A 770-nucleotide genomic window follows, 5' to 3' on the forward strand; every position below is an offset into this window, starting at 1 on the left:
ATATCAGCATACGCCAAGCCCTGCAAAGACTCGTTCACGAAACGCTCGCGCGGAATCTCCTCCAAAGCGTCCAAAACGTCAAAATCCAATACATCCCACGGACGGATTTGCTGCTCGACCATGTTGAACCGCGCTTTTTCAAAATCCATTTTGTGCTCCGTTAAATAATTGTTTTATCCATGGCAGACATTATAAAACCACACTCCCGCCGCGCCAACTTCAGCGCGCGCCGCCTGCCTGTTTTTTCAGTCTCAAGCCGCCTGGCGCGAAGCCTTAAACTGCTTTTCCAAAATCTTCGCCAGTTCGCCCAAATACAAAGCATCCGTTTCATCAAACTGCGCCAAATGCTCGCTATCCACATCCAACACGCCAATACAGAGGTCGTCTGAAAACAGCGGAACCACGATTTCCGAACGCGACAACGACGAACAGGCAATATGGTCGGGATGCGCGTTGACATCCTTAACGACCATCGTCTCGCCCTTCGCCCAAGCCTGACCGCATACCCCGCGCCCGAACGGAATCCGCGTACACGCCAAAGGCCCCTGAAACGGCGCCAAAACCAATTCGTCCGCGCGCGTATCGACCAAATAAAAACCCACCCAAAACCAGCCGAACGCTTCCTTCAAAACCGCCGCCGTGTTCGCCAAATTCGCCACCCAATCCGTCTCATCCGCCACCACAGACTCAATCTGCGGCAACACCTCTCGATAAAGCGCAGCCTTGTCCGAAGCTGAAAAATGAAGCGCGTGCATAGCCATGTCCTATAT

General features: G+C 53.0%; 1 protein-coding gene and 1 pseudogene. Both read right to left on the reverse strand.

Annotation, left to right across the window (positions count from 1 at the left end):
* Window positions 1-149 (reverse strand): annotated as a pseudogene (locus ACTHUR_RS13510) (protein-L-isoaspartate O-methyltransferase family protein); the annotation flags it as partial.
* A gap of 102 nt (window positions 150-251) precedes the next feature.
* Window positions 252-755 (reverse strand): GAF domain-containing protein, encoded by a 504-nt coding sequence (locus ACTHUR_RS13515; RefSeq protein ID WP_107813357.1) that lies wholly within the window; start codon window positions 753-755, stop codon window positions 252-254.
* Between the last annotated feature and the right edge of the window lie 15 nt (window positions 756-770).

The organism is Neisseria sp. P0021.S007 (genome assembly GCF_051956855.1).